The organism is Novosphingobium sp. KN65.2, assembly GCF_001368935.1.
Lineage (GTDB): Bacteria > Pseudomonadota > Alphaproteobacteria > Sphingomonadales > Sphingomonadaceae > Novosphingobium > Novosphingobium mathurense.
The window spans coordinates 38,093-61,187 of the sequence record NZ_CCBH010000175.1; the positions used below are offsets into that span (position 1 = coordinate 38,093).

A 23,095-nucleotide genomic window follows, 5' to 3' on the forward strand; every position below is an offset into this window, starting at 1 on the left:
GCGATCAGCATCCTGCAGGCGATGTCTGGCAGACCCGGCGAGGGTGCCGAGGCAGCGACTCGATCGCCCTTAGGCTTGCATCATCCGCATTGGTTCAGGGTTGCACTGGATGGCCGCGCAGGCGGCCGTCCGTGACGAAATTCGGGAACTGTCCGCGGCTGCAAAAGGCTCAGCCCCAGCGACCGGTCTCCATCCAGATCAGGAAGCGTCGCAGGGGCATGATCCACACGACGCCGAGCACGACGTAGACCGGCGTCTGCGCCAGGGTATGCCAGTTGCCGATCAGCGGCGGCACGTAAGTCGCAATGAGAATGCCGTAGACCGCAAGCGCGACGCACAGGCCCAGGACCCCGGTCGGGATTCGCCATGTCGGTGTCTCGCGCATCTCATTCGCTTCCTTGATAGATCCGGGTCGGCGTCACGACGGCTTCGAGAAGCCTGTCGTGATCCTCGATCGGAAGCGCATCGGCGATCTGGCAATCCCATGCAAGCCCGATGGCACGTACATGCGGATTGGCGGCGAGCCAGCGGTCGTAGTGTCCGCCGCCCTGACCGAGACGTTCACCGCGCTCTGTAAAGGCAATCAGCGGCACGACGACGAGATCGGGGATCAGCGGCTCAAGAGGGCGGTCGGGCTGCAACCCGCCCCATGGTGAGATTGCCAGTTCGTCGTCGACGAAGGGATCGGTCCAGGCACGAAACTCCATCGGACTTTCGCGCGATTCGAAAGCGGGCAGGGCAATGCGGCGGCCGTTTTCGACCAGCCAGCGCGCCCAGCCCAGAGAAGGTGCTTCGTCGCCGACCGGGTAATAGAGGCCGATCACGGCCCCTTCAGGCATCATCTGCGCAATGGGCGACGGCGGCCGGTTGAGCATGAGCGCGCGCATGCCCTGCGGCAGCGCGGCGACATGCTCGCGCCGTGCGGTCCGGAAGGCCCTGCGCAACCGGGCCTTCGCTTCATTCGCGGGAAATGGGGGTGACGGGTCCACCGTGGGTCGTTTTCCTAGAAATCCTCTGACGCCTCAACGTCAGGTGGGAGCCATGTGCGTCGGACCAGGGTCCGGGCAGGGACAGCCCCCTTGGATTGCTTATAGCCTCAGGGATGTTCGAACGGCTCGTGCCGGGCAGATCCCGTCGAGCCCTAGTTAGGCGTTGCCGGCGCCAGCCTCAAGGAGGTTTGCGATATTTTCTATCCGGTCGGCCACTTGGGCAAGGCGTTCGGCCAGATCCTCGGGCAGTTCTGCTGCCGGGGCAGGGGCGTTCGTGCCCGAGCGGCGCAGCTCGTGGACCTCGTCTGCCAGCAGGAGTGCTGCAAAGAGGAGCATGCGCGTTTCGGTCTGGCCCTGGGCGCCAGCCTGGCTGACCTTCGCGTCGATCAGGTCTCCCAGTTCGGCGACGTGGGCTTCCTCGCCGTCGGCGCAGGCGACGGTGAAGCGGCGTGAGCCGATGGAAAGGGTGACGTTGCTCATGACTTCAGGGGCTTCGAAAAATCGTTCGGGATCCGCCGGATCATTTATCGGCCTGTCCGATCAGTCCGTCGATCCGGGACAGCGATTGCTCGACGCTGGACTTGAGCGTCACGTGCCGGGTGGCGAGGGCTTCGTGCTGCTCGATCAGGGCCTCGTGGCGACCGCGCAGGTCGACGGCCTGCCGAGTTGCTCCCTCGACACGCGCAAGCGCTGCCTCGATCCTTTGCAGTGCTTCACAGATCGCCGCCTGTTCCATCGTTCTTTGGCTACCGGAAAGCAGATAAAACGCAAGCAATTGGCCCTTGTTGTTCACAATCATTTCGACGTGCTGCTCAACTGGTCGGTCGCGCGAAACTGACTGGCGAACTTGACGGGGAGCCGCCTCTCCCTAAAGGGGGTCCGGAATTTCGAATCGCCCAGTAATTTCCGTTTTCGGGAGCCACCAGATGACCCTTGCCCCCAACCGCCTCGCGCCGATGGCCAACGCCATCAGGGCGCTCTCGATGGATGCGGTCCAGGCTGCCAACAGCGGTCACCCCGGCATGCCGATGGGCATGGCCGATGTCGCCACGGTGCTGTTCTCCAAGTTCCTGAAGTTCGATCCTGCCGCGCCCAAGTGGCCCGACCGCGACCGCTTCGTGCTGTCGGCCGGTCACGGCTCGATGCTGATCTACTCGCTACTCCACCTGACCGGCTACGCCAGCCCGACGATGGACGACATCCGCAACTTCCGCCAGCTCGGCTCGGTCTGCGCCGGCCACCCGGAAAACTTCCTGATCCCGGGCGTCGAGTGCACCACCGGTCCGCTGGGCCAGGGCCTTGCGATGGCGGTTGGCATGGCGATGGCCGAGCGTCAGCTCAACGGCACTTTCGGTGACGGCCTCGTCGACCACAAGACCTGGGTCATCGCTGGCGACGGCTGCCTCATGGAAGGCATCAACCACGAGGCGATCGGCCTTGCCGGCAACCTCAAGCTGGGCCGCCTCAAGGTTCTGTGGGACGACAACAACATCACCATCGACGGCGATACCTCGCTGTCGACGAGTGAGGACATCCCCGCGCGCTTCCGCGCCACCGGCTGGGACGTCTTCTCGTGCGACGGTCACGATTTCGCCGACATCGAGCGTGCGCTGGCCCAAGCCGCTGCCTCGGACAAGCCTTCGCTCGTGGCCTGTAAGACGGTGATCGGCAAGGGAGCGCCCAACAAGCAGGGTAGCCACGACGTCCACGGCGCCGCGCTCGGCCCCGATGAAGTCGCCGCTGCGCGCGAATACCTGGGCTGGACGGCAGCTCCCTTCGAGATCCCGGCCGAAATCCTTGCCGACTGGCGTTCGCTGGGCGAAGCCGGCGCCAAGGCCCGTGCTGAGTGGGAAGGCCGTCTGGCTGCCAGTGCCGACGCTGCCGAATTCAGCCGCCGCATGGCCGGCGACCTGCCGGAAGGCGACGAGGCCGCGAAGACTTTCGCTGGCTGGCTCGACGGAGACACCACCGTTGCCACCCGCAAGGCTTCGGAAAACTGCCTCAACGTACTGGCGCCGGTAGTGCCGGAGATGGTCGGCGGTTCGGCCGACCTTACCGGCTCGAACAACACCAAGGCCAAGTGCCAGGAGCCGTTCACACCGGACAACTACGCCGGTCGCTACGTCTATTACGGCATCCGTGAATTCGGCATGGCCGCGGCGATGAACGGCATGGCGCTGCACGGCGGCGTCATTCCCTACGGCGGCACCTTCCTGATCTTCTCGGACTACTGCCGCAATGCGATCCGCCTCTCGGCGCTGCAGCAGACCCGCGCGATCTACGTCCTGACCCACGATTCCATCGGTCTGGGCGAGGACGGCCCGACCCACCAGCCGATCGAGCAGGTCATGAGCCTGCGCCTGATCCCGAACCTCTATGTGTTCCGCCCTGCGGACGTGATCGAGACGGCCGAGTGCTGGAACATCGCGCTGCAGTCCAAGGACACGCCTTCGGTTCTCGCGCTGACCCGCCAGAACCTGCCGCAGCTTCGCAAGAGCGGTGACATGCTCTCCGCGCGCGGCGCCTACACGCTTCGGCATGCTTCGGCCGATCGCAAGGTGATCCTGGTCGCCAGCGGTTCCGAAGTGGAACTGGCGGTAAAGGTCGCAGAGCAGCTGGAAACGCAGGATATCGGCGCCGATGTCGTCTCGATGCCCTGCATGGAGCTGTTCGAAGCGCAGGATGAAGCGTACAAGCACGAAGTGCTTCCGCACGATCCGTCGATCCTGCGTGTCTCGATCGAGGCCGGTTCGACCCTGGGCTGGGAGCGCTATACCGCTGCAAGCCGCAACGGCGGTCTCAACATCGGCATCGACCGGTTCGGCGCGTCCGCGCCGGCAAAGGACCTGTTTGCACGCTTCGGCTTCACCGCCGAATCCATCGTGCCCAAGATTCTTGATAAGCTAAGCGCCTAAAGGAGGAGAATTTTATGGCGACCAAGGTTGCTATCAACGGTTTCGGACGTATCGGACGCCTTGTCGCCCGGGCTATTCTCGAGCGCCCGGACTGCGGTCTCGACCTCGTTTCGATCAACGACCTGGCCGACACCAAGTCGAACGCTCTCCTCTTTGCCTATGACAGCACCCACGGCCGCTTCCCCGGCACCGTGGAGGCCGGCGAAGGCAAGATCACCGTCAACGGCAAGGACATCGTCGTCACTGCCGAGCGTGAGCCGGGCAAGCTGCCGCACAAGGCACTGGGCATCGATATCGTTCTCGAGTGCACTGGCTTCTTCCAGTCTAAGGAAGCTTCGCAGCCGCACCTCGACGCGGGCGCCAAGCGCGTTCTGATCTCGGCTCCGGCCACCGGCGTCGACAACACCGTCGTCTTCGGCGTGAACCACGAGACGCTGACCGCTGATCACATCATCGTGTCGAACGCTTCGTGCACCACGAACTGCCTCGCCCCGGTTGCCAAGGTGCTCAACGACACCGTCGGCATCGAGCATGGCTTCATGACCACGATCCACAGCTACACCAACGACCAGCGCATGCTCGACCAGATCCACAGCGATCTGCGCCGCGCCCGCGCCGGTGCCGCCAACATGATCCCGACCACCACCGGCGCTGCCCGTGCGGTCGGCCTCGTGCTGCCGGAACTCAAGGGCAAGCTGGACGGTTCTTCGGTCCGCGTGCCGACCCCGAACGTCAGCCTGGTCGATCTGTGCTTCGTGCCGAAGCGCGAAACCACCAAGGAAGAGATCAACGCCGCGCTCAAGGCTGCGTCGGAAGGCGCGATGAAGGGCGTTCTGGCCTACACCGATCAGCCGCTGGTCTCCTCGGACTTCAACCACTACCCGGCGAGCTCGACCGTCGACAGCCTCGAAACGGCCGTCATGGAAGGCAAGTTCGTGCGCGTCGTATCCTGGTACGACAACGAGTGGGGCTTCTCGAACCGCATGCTCGACACTGCGGGTGCGATGGCGAAGTTCCTCTGAAAGTGAATCCGGCGACGGGCACACTCCTTGGCATAGCGCGGCGTTCGCGATCGCGTGGTGCCATGGAGGAATTACCGTCCGTCGCCGTCACTGCCGCCGCGGGAGTCCAAGGGGACTTTCGCGGCGTCGTGCGTCAGGGCCCGGACGGGCGCAAGCGGCAGCCGCGCCGGCAGGTCTCGTTGATCGAGCTTGAGAGCTGGCACGCAGCGCTGCACGATCTGCACATTTCCGAAGATGCGCTCCTGCCGTGGCATGCCCGGCGGGGGAACCTGTGCGTCTCGGGCCTTCGCCTGCCGCGAGAAGCGGGTGCGGTGATCGTGATCGGGCCGAACTGCCGCATCGAGATAACCATGGAATGCGATCCATGCAGCCGCATGGATGAAATCAAGCCCGGGCTGATGGCCGCGCTGGCGCCGGACTGGCGTGGCGGCGTGCTGGGCCGGGTGCTGGACGATGGCGAAATCGCCGTCGGAAACGAAGTAAGGATCGAGCAATGAGCGCTTTCAAGACCCTTGATGACCTGGGCGACGTGAACGGCAAGGTGGCGCTGGTGCGCGTCGACCTCAACCTGCCGATGCAGGGCGGCGCGGTAACCGACGAGACCCGCATTCGCGCGGCTGCTCCGACGATTCTGGAACTGGCCGGGAAGGGGGCCAAGGTCCTGCTGCTGGCCCATTTCGGCCGTCCGAAGGGGGAACGCTCCTCTACCCTGTCGCTCTCGATGGTGGTCGGCGCGGTCGAGAAGGTTCTGGGCACGGAAGTCATGTTCGTGCCCGAAGTCACCGGTCCTGTAGTTGCGCAGTCGGTCGACATCCTGCGTCCCGGCGACATTGCGATCCTCGAGAATACGCGCTTCTGGAAGGGCGAGGAAAAGAACGACCCAGATTTCGTCAAGGCGATTGCCGAGAACGGCGACTTCTACGTCAACGACGCATTCTCTGCCGCGCACCGTGCGCATGCGACGACCGAGGGCCTGGCCCGCGTCCTGCCGGCTTATGCGGGCCGATCGATGCAGGCCGAGCTTGAAGCGCTCGACAAGGCGCTCGGGGCACCGGAAAAGCCGGTGGCGGCCGTTGTCGGCGGCGCCAAGGTCTCGTCCAAGCTCGATGTGCTCAAGCACCTTGTGAGCCAGGTCGATCACCTGATCATCGGCGGCGGCATGGCCAACACCTTTCTCGCCGCCAAGGGCGTCGATGTTGGCAAGTCGCTTTGCGAGCATGACCTGACCGGCACCGCCAACGAGATCCTCGAAGCCGCTGACAAATCCGGCTGCACCGTGCATCTGCCCTACGAGGTGGTCGTGTCGAAGGAATTCGCGGCCAACCCGCCGTCGCTGCGCACCTGCAACGTCCACGAGGTTGCTGCCGACGAGATGATCCTCGACGTCGGCCCGCTTGCAGTCGAGGCGCTTGGCGATGTCCTCAAGACCTGCCGCACGCTCGTCTGGAACGGTCCCATGGGTGCCTTCGAAACTGTGCCTTTCGATGCGGCGACGGTCGCCCTCGCACGCACGGCCGCGGCCCTGACCGTGGAGGGTTCGCTGATCTCGGTGGCCGGTGGCGGCGATACCGTTGCTGCGCTCAACCACGCGGGCGTGGCGCAGGACTTCTCGTATATCTCGACGGCCGGCGGCGCTTTCCTCGAATGGATGGAAGGCAAGGAACTGCCCGGCGTCGCCGTGCTGGAGGCCTGAGCGCGAACCGCACCTCGCGAGGCAAAGGCGCTTGAGCGGATTAAGCCCTTTGCCGAGGTTGCGCGCCAGCACCCCCGCAGATAGCCCCGATTATCAACACGTGAGACAACCAGGAGGAGAACCATGCAAGTTTCACAGATGACGGCCAAGATGGCCGATGGAGACGGTTTCATAGCCGCGCTCGACCAGAGCGGCGGCTCCACGCCGAAGGCCCTCAAGGGCTACGGCATCGAGGAAGGCGCCTGGTCGACCGAAGAGGAAATGTTCGGTCTGATCCATCAAATGCGCAGCCGCATCATCTCTTCTCCTGCCTTCACCGGCGACAAGGTCATCGGCGCGATCCTGTTCGAGCGCACCATGGACGGCCAGGTTGACGGCGTTCCCACTCCGACCGCGCTGATCAACAAGGGCATCGTGCCCTTCATCAAGATCGACAAGGGTCTCGAGGACGAAGCCAACGGCGTGCAGCTGATGAAGCCGATGCCGACGCTCGACGCGCTGCTGGAACGTTCCAGGGCGCTGGGCGTGTTCGGCACCAAGGAGCGTTCGGTGATCAATTCGGCGAACGCCGAAGGCATCGCCGCCGTGGTCAAGCAGCAGTTCGAAATCGGCCAGCAGGTCCTCTCGCACGGCATGATGCCGATCATCGAGCCCGAGGTGAACATCAAGAGCGAGACGCGCGCCGAGTGCGACAAGCTCCTGCTCGCCGAGATCCTCAAGAACCTCGACGCGCTGCCGGAAGGCCAGCAGGTCATGCTCAAGCTTTCGCTGCCGGTCGTCCCGGGCACGTTCGACGCTCTCGTCGAACATCCCAAGGTGCTGCGCGTTGTTGCGCTTTCGGGCGGCTACGAGCGTCCCGAGGCCTGCGTCGAGCTTGCCAAGAACAAGGGCATCATCGCCAGCTTCAGCCGCGCGCTGCTGCAGGACCTGCGTGCGCAGATGAGCGACGAGGAATTCGACGCCTCGCTCGGCGCTGCGATAGACGAGATCTACAAGGGTTCGACCCAGAAGGCTGGCGCCGCTGCGGCGGCCTGACCGGTCTGATCTTACCGGCTTGCGGAAAGGCGGTGCCCGAGCGGGCGCCGCCTTTTTTCGTGCTCCCAGCCGCTATGCCGACATGGCGCGCAATGCCGTGGAGATCATGGACCGTAACTTCTACGAACGCTCCTGCGATGTACGCTGGTGGGCGACCGACAGTGCCTTGGTCAGTGTGGCCGAGCAGCCCAGTGACGAAGCCGTTGCCCATGCCACATCCCGGCTCGCCACGATCCTGTGGTCCTGCACCGTCTATCTCGATCTCTCGATTGCCGATCGTTCCGGCAATGTCATCGCCAATGGCCGGCCCGAGCGCTACCGCGGCGTCATCGGTGCCGATGTGTCGCGCGAGGACTGGTTCCGGCACGGTCTATCGTAGGGGGCATTTCTCTTTCGCTGGAAGTGCGCAAGCATTCCAGGGTCATGCTGCCCGATTCCCGCTACCGGGTCATCGCATCGACCGAGCCGGGTGCATTCGGCAAGACCTATCCGCTCAAGCCCGAGGCAGAGTGGGGCTGTGACAGCAAGGACGGCAGGATCGTCGCCTATGGCCTGACTCCCGGCTACGAGACCTGTCGCGGGCTGGGCTGGCATGGCTGCACAGAGTGCGCGATCGACGCTGCCGCCTAGAGCCCGCCCATGAAGCGGAAGCCGAAGCGATAGGTGCCCGGATCGATCACGCCGCCGCTTTCGCCTCCGGCCACCCGGTCTGGTCGTACTTCGACGAGTTCCAGGCTGCCGTCGGCCACCTGAAGCGGCTTGCCGGAGGCGATCTCGCGGGTGGTGCTGCCGGAGCCCAGATCGATCCGGATGCGCAGGCGGACTTGTCCGGCCCAGACGCAGCGGGCGTTCATCGGGCAGCGGCTGTCTTCGAGGACCTCCAGCGGCATGACGCGCGGACCGTCGACATCGACGCTCTGGCCAAGGGCTGCGTACGTGAGGGGAGCCTGTTCGCCCGTGGGGGCGTCGTTCGTCTGTTCCTGTGGTGGCAGCGGGGCGGACTGTGGCTCTGCCGGAGGAATGATGGTGCACCCGGCAAGGGCGAAGCCTGCCGCCAGACTGGTGAGCAGAAGATAGGATTGTCTTGCGATCATGGGTGCGATCACAACATGCGGCAGATGAACCGCTCCGGAATGCTTGGCGCAAGGCGCGTGCAGGGCTAGAGGGCTGCCATGACCGATCAAATCGACACCGACCAAGCCGACCAGGACGAAATCGCGCGCGAGCCGACGCTGCTCTACCTGATCTCTCCGCTCAAGGTGGACGGGGACTTTCCCGAGCGCCTTGCCCGCGCGCTCGACGCGGGGCCGGTCGCGGCCTTCCAGTTTCGCGTGAAGGACATTGACCAGCACGAGGCCGCGCGGCTTGCCGAGCCGCTCCAGGCAATCTGCGCCGAGCGGGATGTCGCCTTCATCGTCAACGATTCGATCAGCCTCGCCAAGCGCCTGGGCGCGGACGGCGTGCATCTCGGACAGGAAGACGGTACCGTCGAGGAGGCCCGCAAGGCGTTGGGCCGCGATGCGCAGATCGGCGTGACCTGTCACGACAGTCGCCACCTCGCCATGGAAGCGGGCGATGCCGGGGCCGACTACGTGGCCTTCGGCGCCTATTTTCCCACCACCACCAAGGACGTGAAGCACAAGGCGGGCCTCGACCTGCTCGAATGGTGGCAGCGTATCTTCGAGATCCCCTGTGTTGCTATCGGCGGCATCACGCCTGAAAATTGCGGATCGCTCGTTGCGGCAGGGGCGGATTTCCTTGCCGTGTCGGGGGCGGTCTGGAACGGCGACGAGGTGGCCGCGGTAAAGGCTTTCAACGAGGCGATTGCCGCCGCGATGCCGTGATACCTCGCGGTCAGGCGAGGACCGCGGTACTCTCGTAGACGAGGCGTACCAGTTCGGCCTGACCGCGCACGCCCAGCTTGGCGTAGAGCCGCTTCGAATAGTTCCGCGCGGTCTCCAGCGTAAGGCCCATGCGCTCGGCGCTTTCGGCGATGGAGTGTCCACCGGCCAGTGCCATGGCAAGCTCGGCTTCGCGCGGGGGCAGATCGTGAACCTGTGAAAGCCGCGTCGCGCCCTGTGTCGGCGAATCGTGCGGGAGAGGGACGAGCGCCAGAATATCTCCGGGCTGCTCGCTCCCTCCGTCCATGGCCATCAACAGCGCTTCCATCCGGGGGCCCCGGCGCAGCAGGACGGGGTGCGCCGGATGCTGCGGATTGTCTGACAGATCGGTGATAGCCATCGCCAGCTCGCGTTCCGCGCCCTTGTCCAGTGCGCGCAGCCGTTCGCCGATGCGCGGTTCGCCGCCGCAATGCCTTTCCCAGTAGGACGCGGTCTCGGGATCGATGGCAGTCAGGCGTTGCTCGCGGTCGAAGGTCATCCAGCCCCGACCGGCGCGGGTGAGGCTCAGGGAATTGATCCGGGCAAGCAGGCGGTCGCGTTCGGCGGCCACCAGATTGCCCAGCGCGATTGCGACATAAGGAGCGAGGTTGGAGAGCAGGGCGCTGTCGGCGGCGGAGCAGGGTTTGCTCCGGGCCAGCATGAGCCACGCTGTGAAGGTCTCGCCATCTGTGATGCGCACGATGCGCTCGTCGGCAAGGCCCAGGTTCGCCATTCTGCGTGCCCGGGCGGCTCGGGCGACAGGGTCGTGTTCGACGAGTTCGGAGAGGCTGTACACCCGGTTTGGCCGCAGTTGTTCGAACAGCGCGTGGTCGGTCTCGAATGGATCGGGACTGCCGGTCTCGACTGCGCGGCGGCGCAGGTCCTCCCCGGCGAAATAGGTGGCCTCACGCTTCCCGGCCCAATCGTGAGTGCGATGGATGAGTCCGATATGGTTTGCATCCGTCCTGCGGCGCAGGCGCTCGAGGAACGTCGCGAAGCGCGGATTCTCGCGCATTCCCGTGAACAGGGGGAGGATCAGATCGGTTTCGTCGGTGCTGGTCAGAGCCATACCCTCCCATATGGGAGGTTCGCGCAAATGTCATCCCTGCAATGACATGCGCGACAGACGGGCGACGGCCGTGCCGATCCCCGCCGAAGCCCACGCGAAGGGATTGAGATGAAGACACTGACCCACCTCGAGAGGCTGGAGGCCGAGAGCATCCACATCATCCGGGAAGTCGTTGCCGAAGCCGAAAGGCCGGTGATGCTCTACTCGGTCGGCAAGGACAGCGCCGTCATGCTGCACCTTGCGCGCAAGGCTTTCTATCCCTCGCCGCCGCCGTTCCCGCTACTCCACGTCGACACGACCTGGAAGTTCAGGGCGATGTACGAGCTGCGCGACAAGATGGCCGAACTCTCGGGCATGGATCTGCTCGTCTACCAGAACCCCGAAGCGCAGGAGAAGGGCATCAACCCCTTCGATCACGGTTCGCTCCATACCGACATGTGGAAGACCGAGGGGCTCAAGCAGGCGCTCGACAAGTACGGTTTCGACGCCGCATTCGGCGGTGCGCGCCGGGACGAGGAAAAGAGCCGCGCCAAGGAGCGCATCTTCTCGTTCCGCACATCCTCGCATGGCTGGGACCCGAAGAACCAGCGGCCCGAGCTGTGGAACCTCTACAATGCCAAGAAGGCGCGCGGGGAATCGATCCGTGTCTTCCCGATCTCGAACTGGACCGAGCTCGACGTGTGGCAGTACATCCACCTGAACGACATTCCGATCGTTCCGCTCTACTTCGCCGAAAAGCGCCCGACCGTTGAGCGCGACGGCATGCTGCTGATGGTCGACGATGAACGCTTCCCGCTGAAGCCCGGCGAAGAGCCGGTCATGCGCTCGATCCGCTTCCGCACGCTGGGCTGCTACCCGCTGACCGGTGCTGTCGAGAGCGAGGCGAAGACGCTCCCCGAGGTGATCCAGGAAACGCTGCTCACCACCACGTCCGAGCGGCAGGGCCGCGCCATCGACAAGGATGCCGGCGGTGCCGGCATGGAAGTCAAGAAGCAGCAGGGGTACTTCTGATGACCGACACCAAGACCCGGAACGAGCCGGTGTACGTCGTTGACGAGCTGATCGCGCAGGACATCGACGCCTACCTCGAGCAGCATGAGCACAAGACGATGCTGCGTTTCATCACCTGCGGCAGCGTCGATGACGGCAAGTCCACGCTGATCGGGCGTCTGCTCTACGATTCGAAGATGATCTTCGAGGACCAGCTCGACGCGCTGACTTCGGATTCGAAGAAGGTCGGTACGCAGGGGCAGGAAATCGACTTCGCGCTGCTGGTCGACGGTCTCGCCGCCGAGCGCGAACAGGGCATCACCATCGACGTCGCCTATCGCTTCTTCAACACCGAGAAGCGCAAGTTCATCGTCGCTGACTGCCCGGGCCACGAACAGTACACCCGCAACATGGTGACCGGCGCCTCGACCGCCGACCTCGCGGTGATCCTGATCGACGCGCGTAAGGGCGTGCTGGTGCAGACGCGCCGTCACTCGTACCTGTGCCACCTGATCGGCATCAAGAACATCGTCCTGGCCGTCAACAAGATGGACCTCGTCGATTATAGCCAGGAAGTCTTCGACAAGATCGTCGCCGACTACACTGGGTTCGCCAACTCGATCGGCATAGAGAGCTTCACGGCCATGCCGATTTCGGGCTTCAAGGGCGACAACATCACGACGCTTTCGGCGAACACGCCCTGGTACAAGGGCCCGACGCTCGTCGAGCATCTCGAGACCGTCGAGGTCATCAGCTCGGTCGACGCTGACAAGCCGTTCCGCATGCCGGTGCAGTGGGTCAACCGCCCGAACCTCGACTTCCGCGGGTTCTCCGGTCTCATCGCCACCGGTGCGGTCAAGCCGGGCGACAAGATCCGTGTCCTGCCTTCGGGCAAGACCAGCACCGTCAGCAAGGTCGTCACTTTCGACGGCGACATCGAAGAGGCAGTGGCCGGCGAGTCCGTCACCGTCTGCTTCGAGGACGAGATCGACTGTTCGCGCGGTTCGGTGATCTCGGTCGCCGACAATCCGCCGCAGACGGCCGACCAGTTCGAATCCACCATCGTGTGGATGGCAGACGAGGCACTTGTGCCGGGCCGGGCCTACTGGCTCAAGCTTGCCACGCAGACCGTATCGGTCACGGTTCAGGAGCCCAAGTACACGGTCAACGTCAACACCATGGAGCACATGGCGGCCAAGACGCTTGAACTGAACGAGATCGGCGTGGCCGAAATCACGACCGACAAGCAGGTCGTGTTCGAGCCCTATGCGGACAACCGGGCGCTGGGCGGGTTCATCCTCGTCGACAAGATGACCAACGCCACGGTTGCGGCGGGCATGATCAACTTCTCGTTGCGCCGTTCGCAGAACGTGCACTGGCAGGCGCTCGACATCGGTCGCAAGCAGCATGCCGCGCTCAAGAACCAGACGCCGGCAGTGCTCTGGTTTACCGGTCTTTCCGGTTCGGGCAAGTCGACCATCGCCAACATGGTCGAGAAGAAGCTGCACCGGATGAACCGGCACACCTTCCTGCTCGATGGCGACAACGTGCGCCACGGCTTGAACAAGGACCTTGGCTTTACCGAAAGCGACCGCATCGAGAACATCCGCCGTGTCGGCGAAGTCTCGAAGCTGATGGCGGACGCCGGCCTGATCGTCATCACCGCGTTCATCTCGCCCTTCCAGGCGGATCGCGAAATGGTGCGTTCGATGCTGCCCGACGGCGAATTCTTCGAGGTCTTCATCGACACGCCGCTCAAGGTAGCCGAAGCCCGCGACGTCAAGGGCCTCTACAAGAAGGCGCGTTCCGGTGAGCTGAAGAACTTCACCGGCATCGACAGCCCCTACGAAGCCCCGCGCAGCCCGGAAATCCGGATCGACACGACGAAGATGTCGCCTGAAGAGGCGGCGAACCTGATCGTCGACACGCTCCTGGGAGACGCATGATGATGATGACCGACGGCGATCTTGCCGCACATCTTGCCGGGGTCGCCGGCAAGATCCTCATCGAGGTGCGCGAATCCGGCATGTTCGAGGGCAAGTCGCTCGGCAAGGCGGGGGACCAGACGGCGAACCAGTTCCTCGTCCACGCGCTGCGCCAGCAGCGCGTGGATGACGGACTGCTTTCGGAGGAGGAAAAGGACAACGCCGAACGCCTCTCGAAGGAGCGCGTCTGGATCGTCGATCCGGTCGACGGTACCCGCGAATATGGCGAGGAGCGTGCCGACTGGGCCGTCCACGTCGGCTTGGCGGTAAATGGCGTGCCGGTCTTGGGCGCGGTTGCGCTGCCCGGGCTTGGCGAGGTCCTGCGGTCGGATCAGCCGGGTGAACTTCCCGCTGCACCGGAAAAGCTGCGCATGGTGGTAAGCCGCACCCGTCCGGCCAAGGAGGCCACCGGCGTGTGCGAGGCAATTGGCGGCGAACTCGTGCCCATGGGCTCTGCCGGTGCCAAGGCCATGGCGATCCTGCGCGGCGAAGCGGATATCTATCTGCACTCGGGCGGTCAGTACGAGTGGGACAGCTGCGCGCCTGCTGCGGTCGCGCTTGGCTGGGGCCTGCATGTGTCGCGCATCGACGGCAACCCGCTCGTCTATAACCAGCAGGACGTCTACATGCCCGACCTGCTGATCTGCCGTAAGGAACATGCCGAGATGGTCCTGCGCGAAGTGAAAGCCTTCCTTTGATTCAGGTGCTTGCGGTGATCCGGCATTGCAGCTGGATCCCCGCAAGGCATTTGCATCGTGCACTGACCGACGCAATATTTGCACTGGTCAATAATAAGCAAGCCTACTAAGTTTTCGGCCATGGAACGAAGGCTCGGCACACTTCTGGGGCAGGTCGCGCGGCTGATGCGTCGCAGATTCGACCAGCGCGCGCGGGAAATCGGCATCACGCGCCCCCAGTGGCAGGTCATCTACGTCTTGCGACGCCATGAAGGCATCAAGCAGGGCGAACTGGCCGAGATCCTCGAAGTTGAGCCGATTACTGCCGGTCGCATGATTGACCGCATGCAGGATGCAGGGCTGGTTGAGCGCCGCGCCGATCCCACCGATCGCCGGGCCTGGCGCCTGTTCCTGACGGAACGCGGGCAGGGACTTGTCGGGCAGCTTGAACCGCTTTCGGTTGAAATTTCCGACCTGGCCCTCGCCGGTGTTTCGGATGCCGAACAGGCCCAGTTGTTCGAAACTCTCGAGAAAATCCGCCTGAACCTTAGCGGCAAGCCGATCGCATCGGCTCACGACGAGGATTGAACGCCTGTTGGTTCGGCGGAGAACCGCTTGCGCCAGTCAGCTCGGTCGGATGTCGAAACGGGGCATTGGCCCTTCGGAATGCGCCAGCTTTGCTTCGACTCCGGCAAGCGAGTCGTGCGCAAGGACGGTGATCGTGTCGCGTGGCCCTGCGCGGCCCCAGGCGCTGGTGAAATCTGTCGAGGGAAACAGCTCAAGTGCTCTTCGCATGATCTCCAGGGGGATCTCGGCTCCGGCGCAGGCGATGCCGCGCAGGGTCGAGAGATCCCGCGCCATTCCCGCTTCCATCTCCTCGACAATGCGCGCCAGCAGGGGCGGAACCACCAGTGCCTGAGAAACCCTCTGGGTTTCCACCAAGGCAAACCATCTCTCGGTGGTAATGGCGGGCAGCAGGATCACCTTGCGATGCGCCTGAACGGAGCAGAGCAAGGCAAGAATGCCAGCACCGTCATGGGGAGGCACAGCCAGTAAGGTGACGCCCGGCTCGTCAGAAGCGAGCGTGGCCGGTGCACGGGAGACATGTTCCAGCAATTCGGCGTGGCGGAAGATCTCCGCCTTGGGCGATCCGTTGGTGACATGCTGGAAAATCTCGATCGCGACGCCTTCGCCGGGATCGTATTCGCGGGCATCGTCGGCAGGTACAGTCTCTTGCGCCTTGAGGCTGAATTCTTCGCGCGAGAGGATCATGTGTCCCTGCGCACCGGCAATGCGCGTAGCGCGTTCCTCGTCGCCGACGACGATTGCGGGAACGAGCCGTTCCAGTTCGGCGGTCAGCACCTCGTCGGGCAGTGCGCAGTCGAGCGGGCAATACGGCACGCCTGCCAGGGCTGCGCCGAACATCGCAAAGACGGCGGCTTCGTTGTTCTCGTCGATGATTGCGACGGCCTCGGCTTCGCTCTCCTGTATCAGTTCGAAGGCGCCGCGCGCGGCATCGAGCAGGTCTCCGTAACGCCACGATCGCTCGTTGCAGACCAGTCCGATTTGGTCGGGTGCGGATGCGGCCGCGCGTTCGAGAAGGAGTGCGATGTTCATCTGATCTACTCAGCCTTTGGGACCGTTACGGCGGGGTGGGCGAAAGATCGGGGAATGCGCGCACGATGGCGGTACGCGCCAAAGGAGGCGGGCCTGATGAGCAGGCTCGGAACATAGCGCAGCAACTGTCAGCCGGGTCTCGACCATGGTCTCGACATCCTCACCGCATCTTTATCTGCTTTCGGCTGAATGTAGTGCTTTTCGGCGCAAAAGTCAGGGGGCGGGAGAGCTTTTGGCGGATGCGAAGAAGAGTGCGCGCTCCGCGGAGAGGTTAGCGCGCACCGTATGTCTCAGCCGCGGCTGACGTTCTCGTAGATGCGCGCCATGAAATCCTGGAGCTGATCGATCTCCTCGACGGAGAAGTGGCTGAACATGCGGTCTTCACTGGCCGTGGCGATCTGGTGGAGCTGTTCGAGCAAGGGGGTGGCCGCTTCGGTCAGGTAGATGGCACGGGCTCTGCGGTCATCCTTGCGGTCGCGCCGGATCAGCAGGCCCTCGGCGCAAAGCCTGTCGATGAGGCGCCCCGCCGAGGCTTCCGACATTTCCAGGTGCTCGGCGATCACCCGCTGCGTGGCACCGGGATTGCGGGAAACGACAGCGATCAGGGTCCATTGCGATCGGGTGACGTTGAGCGTTGCGACCTTGCGATCGAAATTGTTGCGCAAGAGCCGGGCAATGACGGTCAAGTTCAAGGCGATCTGGCGGCGGGGTTCGATATTCTCGCCGCTGAAAGGATTCTTGGAAATGTCCGCGGATGTCTTTTCAGCTTCAGTCGCCACGTCCGCTCCTTGCCGTTCCCTTCGATCCCGCACCCTGCGCCGCCCCTTGTGGAACTGACACAATCGCGCAGTGCAAGGGTGAGCTTCGGCAAGGCGCAAGGTCAAGCTCGCTCGCCGAGTTTTCGACGGCGCGATACCTTGTCGGTCCTTCGTCCGGTTCGCGAGAGGTGCCCGTCTAGTCGGAAGCGGCAGCGTCGCTTGCCTGGTCGCCGCCCAGCACGCGGTAGAGCGTGATCCGGTTCGAAGCGACGGCAAGCCGAACAGCCACTTCGGCCTTGCGCGCCGAATAGAGGCTACGCTGGGCATCGAGGTTGTCGAGATAACTGTCGATGCCCTGTCTGTAGCGGGCCTCGGTCAATTTCGCCGTATCGTTGGCGGCCTCGGTAAATGCCCGGGCAGAGCGCAGGCGCTCGGACAGCGTACCCTGATCGGCCAGGGCGTCGGCCACTTCGCTGAAGGCGGTCTGGATCGTCTTTTCGTAAGTGGCGAGGGCTGCGTCGCGCCGGGCCTTGGCGACATCGACGTTCGCGCCCTTGCCGCCAGCGTTGAAGATCGACCAGCCGGCATTCCCGCCGCCGGTCGCCGAAAAGGCCCCGTCGGTAAACAGCGACGACAGCGACTTGCTGGCAAATCCCAGCAGGCCGGTCAGCGAGATCGAGGGAAAGAGCTGGGCGCGGGCCACGCCGATGTCGGCATTGGCGGCGCGCAGGTCGTATTCCGCACCGATGACGTCGGGGCGACGAAGCAGGACTTGCGAACTCGTCCCGGCGGGCAGGACGGCCAGACTATCGTTCACCTGGTCGATGGTGTCGGGAAGCATGGTCCGGTCGATGTCGGCGCCGACCAGCAGGCGGATGGCGTTGATGTCCTGCGCCAGCGCCGTCTGCTGCGAAGCGAGGTCCCCGCGCGCGGTCTCGAGGACCTGCTGGGCCTGCCGCAGATCCGTGCGCGGAGCGACGCCCGCCTTCAGCAGGGCACCGGTCAGTTCCACGCTGCGCTGAGCATTGGCTGCAGTTTCCTGTGCGATACGCAGCAGGTCCTTGTCCGCCGCATACGTGGACCACGCGCGGGCAAGATCCGCGACGAGGCCGAGCCGGACGGTCCGTGCCGCCGATTCCGTCGACAGCGCCGCATTGCGCTGCGCTTCGGTGGCATTGGCGAGCTTGCCGAACAGGTCCAGTTCGAAGCTGGAGACGCCGCCCTGCGCCGAATAGGACCAGCCGTCGCCGCTGCTGCCCTGACGATCGGCATAAGTCGCAGAGCCGCTCACGCCGAGTTCTGGGAACTGATCTGAACGCACGACACGCACTTGCGCACGGGCGGCCGCGACATTGGCGGCGGCCACGCGCAAGTCGCGGTTGTTGGCCAGTGCCTGCCGGATCAGCGCCTGCAGTCGCTCGTCGCGAAAGATCCCGGTGTAGGAGACGAGGGGAAGCGCAGCCTCGCTTTGCGTAAGGTATGCGTCGCCCGCAGGCCAGGAAGCCGGCACCGGTGCGTCGGGCTGGACATACTTCGGGGCCATCGAGCAGGCCCCCAGCGCCATGGCCGGGAGCAAGATGGCAAGGCGTGCCCTGGAGGAGAGCATCATGCGCCTTCTCCCGCTTCTGAGCGTCGCTCGGCAAGCTTGCGCCGGGCTGCCGCCAGGCCGTCGCGAACGCCGCGCCGGACAAGGACGAAGAACAGCGGGATGTAGAAGATCGCCAGGATCGTTGCGGTCAGCATCCCGCCGACGACGGCGGTGCCGATGGCCACGCGGCTGTTCGCGCCGGCACCCGTCGCCAGTGCCAGCGGCAGCACGCCGAAGATGAAGGCGAAGCTCGTCATCAGGATCGGACGCAGGCGAATCCGCGCCGCTTCGAGGGCGGCGTCGATCACGCGCTTGCCTTGCCGTTCGGCCTGCTCGGCGAACTCGATCATGAGGATCGCGTTCTTCGCGGCAAGGCCCATCGTGGTGAGCAGGCCAATCTGCAGGTAGACGTCGTTTTCCAGGCCGCGCAGGGTTACGAAGACGATCGCTCCCAGCAGGCCGAGTGGGATCACCAGGATCACCGCGACCGGGATCGACCAGCTTTCATAAAGTGCGGCAAGGCAGAGGAACACGACCAGCAGCGAAAGGCCGTAGAGCAGTGGCCCCTGACCCGTGGAGAGCCGCTCCTGGTAGGAGGAACCTGCCCAGGCCACGCTCGTGCCGGGGATCTGGCTGGCCAGTTCCTCCATCACGTCCATCGCCGTGCCAGAACTGACGCCGGGCGCGGGCGTGCCCGAGAACTCGTAGGCCTGAAGTCCGTTGAAGCGCGAACTGCTGCTGGGGGCAGTCGACCAGCTCACTTTCGAGAAGGCCGAGAATGGCGCCATCTGCCCGTTGGAACCGCGCACGAACCACTGGCTGAGGTCTTCAGGGCGCGAGCGGTACTGCGCGTCGCCCTGGACATAGACCTTCTTGATGCGACCCTCGTCGAGGAAATCGTTGACGTAGTCGCCGCCCCAGGCCGTGCTCAGGGTCGCGTTCACGTCGTTTTGCGACAGGCCATAGGCGCTCAGCGCCTGCGTGTTCGTATCGACCTTGAGCGTGGAGACGTCGGGCAAGTCGCTGAGGCGAACCTGGGCGAGGCGGGGATCGCTGTTCGCCAGCGCCAGAAGCCTGTCGCGCGCGGCGGCGAAATCGGTCCGGCTCATCCCGCCATTGTTCTGCAGTTCCATGGTGAAGCCGGAATTCTGCCCGAGACCGCGGATCGATCCGGGCACCAGCGCGAAAACCTGTGCATTGCGCAAGCCGCCGAACGCTGCCGAGGTGCGGTCGACGATGGCCTGCGCCGTGTTCTCGTCGCCGGGCCGGTCGTCCCAGTCGATCAGGTTGAGGAACCCGGTGCCTGTGTTCTGGCCCGATGCCCCGAGGCCGCCGCCCGAGATCGTGAGCATGCCGGAGACGAGGTCCTTGTTCTCGCCGAGGAAATACTTCTCGACCTGATCCTGTACCTCCTCCGTCTTCGAGCGCGGCGTTCCGGCCGGCAGACGCCACTGCACGAAGATCGAGCCCTGGTCCTCGTTGGGCAGGAAGCCGGTGGGGAGTCTAATGAACAGGGCATAAGTTGCGACGCAGACCACCGCAAAGATACCAAGCCACCGCCATTTCTGCTCGACGACGCGCTCGACGGCCCTGCCGTAGCGCTCCGTGCCGTGTTCGACGGTGCGGTTGAAGCCCTTGTGGAACTTGTCCAGAAACCGCGCGAATGAGGGCAGGCGCCTTTCCAGCCAGGCCGGCGCGTCGTCGCCGTTCCTGGGCTTGAGCAGAGTGGAGGTCAGGGCCGGGCTGAGGATCAGCGCGACCAGCACCGAGAGCACCATGGCCGAGATGATCGTCAGCGAGAACTGGCGATAGATCACGCCGGTGGAGCCGCCGAAAAAGGCCATGGGCAGGAACACGGCCGAAAGTACCAGCGCAATCGCGACGAGGGCCACCTGGATTTCCTGCATCGACAGGATGGTCGCCTCGCGTGCGCTCATGCCGGGATTTTCCTCCATGAGCCGCTCGACGTTTTCGACCACGACGATGGCATCGTCGACCAGCAGGCCGATCGCCAGCACCAGCCCGAACAGGGTCATGGTGTTGATGGAGAAGCCCGCGAGGTAGAAGATCCCGAAGGTGCCGAGCAGGACGACCGGGACGGCGATGGCCGGAATGAGCGTGGCGCGCCAGCTCTGCAGGAAGACGAACATCACCAGCACGACCAGCACGATAGCTTCGAACAGGGCCTTCGCCACTTCCGAGATCGACAGCTTGATGAAGGTCGTGGAATCGTTGGCGTAGATGTAGTTCATGCCGTCGGGCAAATCGGACGAAAGGGCGGTCATCGCCGTCTTGACGCGCTCTGCGGTCTGCAGCGCGTCGGCGCCGGGCGACAGCGAAATCGAGATGCCGGCACCGGGGTGCCCGTTGACGCGGGTGACCGAGGAATAGTTTTCTGCCCCGATTTCGACCCTCGCGACGTCGCTGATGGTCACGGTCGAGCCGTCGGTCTTCGTCTTGACGACGATCCGGCGGAACTGATCCGGGGTCTGCAATCTCGAACCGGCGGTGACGATGGCATCGATGGCCTGGTCGTCGGGTGAGGGCAGGCCGCCCACTTCGCCGGCCGCGACTTCGGTGTTCTGGGCCCTGATTGCGGCAATCACGTCGCTGGGCATGAGCGAGACCGCGGCAAGCCGTGCCGGATCGAGCCAGATGCGCATGGCGTGCGGCGATCCGAAGACGCGAACGTCACCCACGCCTTCGATGCGCGATAGCGGGTCCTGGATGTGGGAGGTCAGGTAGTCGGAAACGTCCTGGTTCGAACGCGTGTCGGTCTCGTCAAAGACCGCGACAACCAGCAACTGGTCCGGGTTGGACTTGGTGACCCTTACGCCCTGGTTCTGGACCGATTGCGGCAGCCGGGACAGCGCGGTCTGCACCTTGTTCTGGACCTGGACCTGGGCGATGTCCGGATCGGTCCCCTTGCTGAAGACTGCAGTGATGGTGCCCTGGCCGCGATTGGTCGACTGCGAACTGAAATAGAGGAGGCCGTCGATCCCGGTAAGCTGCTGCTCGATGATCTGCGTCACGCTGTTCTCGACGGTCTCGGCAGAAGCGCCCGGGTAAGTGGCGCGGATGTTGACTTCGGTCGGCGCGATGTCCGGGTATTGTTCGTTGGGCAGGAGTGCGAGCGCACCGATGCCCCCAAGCATCACGATGATCGCAAGCACCCAGGCGAAGATCGGGCGGTCGATGAAGATCCGGGACATTCGCGGTCAGTCTTGCTTGCCGGAAGGCTTGGCGGGCGAAGCAACCTTTTCCGGGGTGGAGGCCGGTACCGGCTTGATCCCAGCTCCCTGCTTGAGACCGTTCAGCCCGTCGACGATGACCTTGTCGCCTCTGGAAAGTCCCCCGGTGATGACCGAGTACTGGCCTCTCGTGCGTCCGGAGGTGACCTTGCGACGCATCGCCTTGTTATCCTTGCCTACGACCATGACGTAGGCGCTGCCGTCGAAGTCGCGCAGCACTGCGGCTTGCGGCACGAGGTAGGCGTTCTGCTCGATGGACTGGTCGAAGACGGCGTTCACGAACATGCCCGGCAGCAGCAGGCCTTCGGAATTGGGAAACTGGGCGCGAATGGTCACGGTGCCGGTCGCCTCGTCGACCGTCACTTCGGAGAACTTGACCGTGCCGGTTGCCCCATAGTCCGTTCCGTCCTGCAGCTTGAGGCGAACCGACGCGCTGCCTGCGCGCGCACCGCCCCGGCTCAGCTTCTGGCGCAAGGCGGTCAGGTCCGTGGAGGACTGTTTCATGTCGACGAAGATCGGGTCGGTGCGCTGGATCACCGCAAGCGGGTCGCTCTGACTCGCGCTGGCAAGGGCGCCGACCGTAAACAGCGAACGACCGATGCGGCCGCTGATCGGTGCGGGGACGGTCGTGAAGCGCAAGTTGATGCGCGCGGTATCGAGCGCCGCGGCATTCTGCGCAACGGCAGCCTTGGCGACGCGGGCCTGGGCCAGAGCGTCGGTGTAGTCCTGCTTGGCGATGGCTTCCATGTCGGCGAGCGGCCGGTAGCGCTCGGCCTTCACTGCAGCGGCATCGGCCGAGGCGCGGGCGCTGGCGAGGTTGGCCTCGGACTGGTTGACTGCGGCGCGGTAGAGGCTGGGGTCGATCTGAAAAAGGGGCTGTCCGGCACGGACAAAGCTGCCTTCGGTGAAATAGCGCTTCTTGATCACGCCCGAAACCTGGGGGCGCACTTCCGAAGTCTCGTAGGCGACTGTGCGCCCTCCCAGCACGACTTCCACTGGCACGTCGGTCGGCCTGGCGACGACATAGCCGACCGTGGCCGTTCTTGCGCCGCGATCCTGCGACGTTCCACCGGAACAGGCAGAAAGGGCCGTCAGGGTGATCGCTGCAATGATGCCACGTCGAAGCTGCCCGGCACGCGCCGGCTCAGGGGGGAGAAGTTTCAAGACAAGCACCGTCTGATGATCAGAAGGCCTTGATATCCGTTCATTCGGATGACGTCGCAAGCTTGCATTTCGCAATTGCGACAAATTCTTACAGCTATGCGAATGACGATTACATTTCGCAAGGGCGGGCGCACCGGACATGCGGGTCCAGAGCAGGCGTGCAATCTTGGGTGATAATCGATCGGGGGCTTATGTCAGTGCGCCACTCTTGCGTTCCCTTGGGGGAGAAGAGTGGTGCCCGGGGACGGAGTGGGGCATTTGTTTCTAATCAAGCGCTTGGCTTTGACCAACCAAGCGGCTTGACCGACGAGCGCCTGCTGAGTCCCGCGCGCCTCTTGTCCAACCTTTTTGTGCGATTCCGCGTTTGGGAACCGAACCGCCGACGCCGGGTGCTCGCCACCCCAACCCCTTGCATATTTTCTGCTGAAAGCGGGGAGGGGGTATGAGTGCAATCATCTCCGA

Annotated in this window: 23 protein-coding genes; 12 read left to right on the forward strand and 11 right to left on the reverse strand. The window is 64.2% G+C overall.

The genetic code is table 11. From position 1 onward, the window contains the following. Positions 1–169 precede the first annotated feature (169 nt). The 4 genes from SPHV1_RS17790 to SPHV1_RS25835 form a co-directional block, all read right to left on the reverse strand. On the reverse strand, positions 170–385 hold the full coding sequence (locus SPHV1_RS17790; protein WP_054947372.1) for a DUF2842 domain-containing protein: 216 nt from the start codon (positions 383–385) through the stop codon (positions 170–172). 1 nt (position 386) lies between these two features. Then, complete coding sequence (locus tag SPHV1_RS17795) at positions 387–989, reverse strand: 5-formyltetrahydrofolate cyclo-ligase (protein WP_054947373.1); 603 nt, start codon at positions 987–989, stop codon at positions 387–389. Between the two features lie 156 nt (positions 990–1,145). Further along, entirely contained in the window at positions 1,146–1,469 is a 324-nt protein-coding gene (locus SPHV1_RS17800) for a cell division protein ZapA (RefSeq protein WP_054947374.1), read from the reverse strand. A gap of 40 nt (positions 1,470–1,509) precedes the next feature. After that, entirely contained in the window at positions 1,510–1,782 is a 273-nt protein-coding gene (locus SPHV1_RS25835) for a hypothetical protein (RefSeq protein WP_156367382.1), read from the reverse strand. Positions 1,783–1,915: 133 nt separating this feature from the next. Between SPHV1_RS25835 and tkt the strand changes: the two genes are divergently transcribed. From tkt to SPHV1_RS25845, 7 genes are all read left to right on the forward strand, one after another. Continuing rightward, positions 1,916–3,904: a transketolase gene (gene tkt / locus SPHV1_RS17810; RefSeq protein ID WP_054947376.1), complete on the forward strand. Its 1,989-nt coding sequence runs from the start codon at positions 1,916–1,918 to the stop codon at positions 3,902–3,904. Positions 3,905–3,918: 14 nt separating this feature from the next. After that, positions 3,919–4,926 (forward strand): type I glyceraldehyde-3-phosphate dehydrogenase, encoded by a 1,008-nt coding sequence (gene gap, locus SPHV1_RS17815; RefSeq protein ID WP_054947377.1) that lies wholly within the window; start codon positions 3,919–3,921, stop codon positions 4,924–4,926. Positions 4,927–4,988: 62 nt separating this feature from the next. Continuing rightward, positions 4,989–5,423 (forward strand): MOSC domain-containing protein, encoded by a 435-nt coding sequence (locus SPHV1_RS17820; protein WP_054947378.1) that lies wholly within the window; start codon positions 4,989–4,991, stop codon positions 5,421–5,423. Next, a complete protein-coding gene (gene pgk, locus SPHV1_RS17825) occupies positions 5,420–6,619 on the forward strand; it encodes a phosphoglycerate kinase (protein WP_054947379.1) in 1,200 nt (399 codons plus the stop codon). The genes SPHV1_RS17820 and pgk overlap by 4 nt, the downstream gene beginning before the upstream one ends. 123 nt (positions 6,620–6,742) lie before the next feature. After that, positions 6,743–7,654 (forward strand): fructose bisphosphate aldolase, encoded by a 912-nt coding sequence (locus SPHV1_RS17830; RefSeq protein ID WP_054947380.1) that lies wholly within the window; start codon positions 6,743–6,745, stop codon positions 7,652–7,654. An 82-nt stretch (positions 7,655–7,736) separates the two neighbouring features. After that, positions 7,737–8,033, forward strand: a complete 297-nt coding sequence (locus SPHV1_RS25840) for a hypothetical protein (RefSeq protein WP_054947381.1) — start codon at positions 7,737–7,739, stop codon at positions 8,031–8,033. A 44-nt stretch (positions 8,034–8,077) separates the two neighbouring features. Next, a complete protein-coding gene (locus SPHV1_RS25845) occupies positions 8,078–8,284 on the forward strand; it encodes a hypothetical protein (protein ID WP_054947382.1) in 207 nt (68 codons plus the stop codon). Here the strand turns inward: SPHV1_RS25845 and SPHV1_RS17845 are convergent. Continuing rightward, positions 8,281–8,748: a hypothetical protein gene (locus SPHV1_RS17845; protein ID WP_054947383.1), complete on the reverse strand. Its 468-nt coding sequence runs from the start codon at positions 8,746–8,748 to the stop codon at positions 8,281–8,283. The genes SPHV1_RS25845 and SPHV1_RS17845 overlap by 4 nt on opposite strands. A gap of 78 nt (positions 8,749–8,826) precedes the next feature. On the opposite strand from SPHV1_RS17845, the gene thiE reads away from it, so the two are divergent. After that, a complete protein-coding gene (gene thiE / locus SPHV1_RS17850; RefSeq protein WP_054947384.1) occupies positions 8,827–9,498 on the forward strand; it encodes a thiamine phosphate synthase in 672 nt (223 codons plus the stop codon). Between the two features lie 10 nt (positions 9,499–9,508). Here the strand turns inward: thiE and SPHV1_RS17855 are convergent, their stop codons facing one another. After that, on the reverse strand, positions 9,509–10,603 hold the full coding sequence (locus SPHV1_RS17855; protein ID WP_054947385.1) for a helix-turn-helix transcriptional regulator: 1,095 nt from the start codon (positions 10,601–10,603) through the stop codon (positions 9,509–9,511). A 108-nt stretch (positions 10,604–10,711) separates the two neighbouring features. On the opposite strand from SPHV1_RS17855, the gene cysD reads away from it, so the two are divergent. The 4 genes from cysD to SPHV1_RS17875 all read left to right on the forward strand — a co-directional run bounded on the left by cysD (position 10,712) and on the right by SPHV1_RS17875 (position 14,843). Further along, the gene (gene cysD / locus SPHV1_RS17860) at positions 10,712–11,614 is read left to right on the forward strand and encodes a sulfate adenylyltransferase subunit CysD (protein ID WP_054947386.1); all 903 of its coding nucleotides are present in this window, start codon (positions 10,712–10,714) and stop codon (positions 11,612–11,614) included. Next, on the forward strand, positions 11,614–13,539 hold the full coding sequence (gene cysN, locus SPHV1_RS17865) for a sulfate adenylyltransferase subunit CysN (RefSeq protein WP_054947387.1): 1,926 nt from the start codon (positions 11,614–11,616) through the stop codon (positions 13,537–13,539). The genes cysD and cysN overlap by 1 nt, the downstream gene beginning before the upstream one ends. Then, positions 13,539–14,276, forward strand: a complete 738-nt coding sequence (locus tag SPHV1_RS17870; RefSeq protein ID WP_054947395.1) for a 3'(2'),5'-bisphosphate nucleotidase CysQ — start codon at positions 13,539–13,541, stop codon at positions 14,274–14,276. Before cysN ends, SPHV1_RS17870 begins: the two co-directional genes overlap by 1 nt. A gap of 120 nt (positions 14,277–14,396) precedes the next feature. Further along, entirely contained in the window at positions 14,397–14,843 is a 447-nt protein-coding gene (locus SPHV1_RS17875; protein WP_054947388.1) for a MarR family winged helix-turn-helix transcriptional regulator, read from the forward strand. Positions 14,844–14,879: 36 nt separating this feature from the next. On the opposite strand, the gene SPHV1_RS17880 is transcribed toward SPHV1_RS17875, so the two are convergent. From SPHV1_RS17880 to SPHV1_RS17900, 5 genes are all read right to left on the reverse strand, one after another. After that, on the reverse strand, positions 14,880–15,872 hold the full coding sequence (locus SPHV1_RS17880; protein WP_054947389.1) for a class I adenylate-forming enzyme family protein: 993 nt from the start codon (positions 15,870–15,872) through the stop codon (positions 14,880–14,882). 290 nt (positions 15,873–16,162) lie between these two features. Further along, positions 16,163–16,651, reverse strand: a complete 489-nt coding sequence (locus SPHV1_RS17885; RefSeq protein WP_054947390.1) for a MarR family winged helix-turn-helix transcriptional regulator — start codon at positions 16,649–16,651, stop codon at positions 16,163–16,165. Positions 16,652–16,826: 175 nt separating this feature from the next. Then, entirely contained in the window at positions 16,827–18,239 is a 1,413-nt protein-coding gene (locus tag SPHV1_RS17890) for an efflux transporter outer membrane subunit (protein ID WP_054947391.1), read from the reverse strand. Then, positions 18,236–21,430 (reverse strand): efflux RND transporter permease subunit, encoded by a 3,195-nt coding sequence (locus tag SPHV1_RS17895; RefSeq protein WP_054947392.1) that lies wholly within the window; start codon positions 21,428–21,430, stop codon positions 18,236–18,238. Before SPHV1_RS17895 ends, SPHV1_RS17890 begins: the two co-directional genes overlap by 4 nt. Before the next feature lie 6 nt (positions 21,431–21,436). After that, the gene (locus SPHV1_RS17900) at positions 21,437–22,633 is read right to left on the reverse strand and encodes an efflux RND transporter periplasmic adaptor subunit (protein ID WP_156367383.1); all 1,197 of its coding nucleotides are present in this window, start codon (positions 22,631–22,633) and stop codon (positions 21,437–21,439) included. Positions 22,634–23,095: the final 462 nt, after the last annotated feature.

Coding starts and splice junctions, on each gene's coding strand:
- SPHV1_RS17790 (WP_054947372.1), bottom strand. CDS start 385: ATGCGCGAGACACCGACATGGCGAATCCCGACCGGGGTCCTGGGCCTG.
- SPHV1_RS17800 (WP_054947374.1), bottom strand. CDS start 1,469: ATGAGCAACGTCACCCTTTCCATCGGCTCACGCCGCTTCACCGTCGCC.
- tkt (WP_054947376.1), top strand. CDS start 1,916: ATGACCCTTGCCCCCAACCGCCTCGCGCCGATGGCCAACGCCATCAGG.
- gap (WP_054947377.1), top strand. CDS start 3,919: ATGGCGACCAAGGTTGCTATCAACGGTTTCGGACGTATCGGACGCCTT.
- SPHV1_RS17820 (WP_054947378.1), top strand. CDS start 4,989: ATGGAGGAATTACCGTCCGTCGCCGTCACTGCCGCCGCGGGAGTCCAA.
- pgk (WP_054947379.1), top strand. CDS start 5,420: ATGAGCGCTTTCAAGACCCTTGATGACCTGGGCGACGTGAACGGCAAG.
- SPHV1_RS17830 (WP_054947380.1), top strand. CDS start 6,743: ATGCAAGTTTCACAGATGACGGCCAAGATGGCCGATGGAGACGGTTTC.
- SPHV1_RS25840 (WP_054947381.1), top strand. CDS start 7,737: ATGGCGCGCAATGCCGTGGAGATCATGGACCGTAACTTCTACGAACGC.
- SPHV1_RS25845 (WP_054947382.1), top strand. CDS start 8,078: ATGCTGCCCGATTCCCGCTACCGGGTCATCGCATCGACCGAGCCGGGT.
- SPHV1_RS17845 (WP_054947383.1), bottom strand. CDS start 8,748: ATGATCGCAAGACAATCCTATCTTCTGCTCACCAGTCTGGCGGCAGGC.
- thiE (WP_054947384.1), top strand. CDS start 8,827: ATGACCGATCAAATCGACACCGACCAAGCCGACCAGGACGAAATCGCG.
- SPHV1_RS17855 (WP_054947385.1), bottom strand. CDS start 10,603: ATGGCTCTGACCAGCACCGACGAAACCGATCTGATCCTCCCCCTGTTC.
- cysD (WP_054947386.1), top strand. CDS start 10,712: ATGAAGACACTGACCCACCTCGAGAGGCTGGAGGCCGAGAGCATCCAC.
- cysN (WP_054947387.1), top strand. CDS start 11,614: ATGACCGACACCAAGACCCGGAACGAGCCGGTGTACGTCGTTGACGAG.
- SPHV1_RS17870 (WP_054947395.1), top strand. CDS start 13,539: ATGATGATGACCGACGGCGATCTTGCCGCACATCTTGCCGGGGTCGCC.
- SPHV1_RS17875 (WP_054947388.1), top strand. CDS start 14,397: ATGGAACGAAGGCTCGGCACACTTCTGGGGCAGGTCGCGCGGCTGATG.
- SPHV1_RS17880 (WP_054947389.1), bottom strand. CDS start 15,872: ATGAACATCGCACTCCTTCTCGAACGCGCGGCCGCATCCGCACCCGAC.
- SPHV1_RS17890 (WP_054947391.1), bottom strand. CDS start 18,239: ATGATGCTCTCCTCCAGGGCACGCCTTGCCATCTTGCTCCCGGCCATG.
- SPHV1_RS17895 (WP_054947392.1), bottom strand. CDS start 21,430: ATGTCCCGGATCTTCATCGACCGCCCGATCTTCGCCTGGGTGCTTGCG.